The sequence below is a fragment of the Pseudomonas sp. USTB-Z genome (assembly GCF_019691255.1).
Taxonomy (GTDB): Bacteria; Pseudomonadota; Gammaproteobacteria; order Pseudomonadales; family Pseudomonadaceae; genus Aquipseudomonas; species Aquipseudomonas alloputida.
Window position 1 is genome coordinate 1 of the sequence record NZ_JAECZP010000095.1, and the last position, 349, is coordinate 349.

At 67.3% G+C, this 349-nt stretch carries 1 protein-coding gene; it reads right to left on the bottom strand.

The annotated features are described in order from the left end of the window. On the bottom strand, window positions 1-349 hold a 349-nt coding region (locus I8746_RS27705), incomplete at both ends, for an Ig-like domain-containing protein (RefSeq protein ID WP_221101234.1).

A 349-nucleotide genomic window follows, 5' to 3' on the forward strand; every position in this document is an offset into this window, starting at 1 on the left:
GCCAGCGGCATCGGTCGCCGTGGCTTGCAGCACTTCGCCGTCAACTTGTGGCGGGTTGAGGTTGAGGCTGAACACGCCGGTCGGGCCGACCACGGCAGTGCCCAGTTCGGTTCCGTCGGCAGCCACGATGCGCACGGTGCTGCCCGGTTCGGCACGGCCGGTGATAACGCTGCCGTCCGCGCTCACCGCCAGTTCGGTCGGTGCGGCAGGGGCGGTGATGTCGGGCGCGGTGATCTGTGCGGGCAGCGAGGAAACGCCGCCGTCATCGATGGCAACCACGTCCAGCAGTTCGCCGTTGGCTTGTGCGGGATTCAGTTCGATGCTGAAGCTGCCATCGGCGTTGGCAATG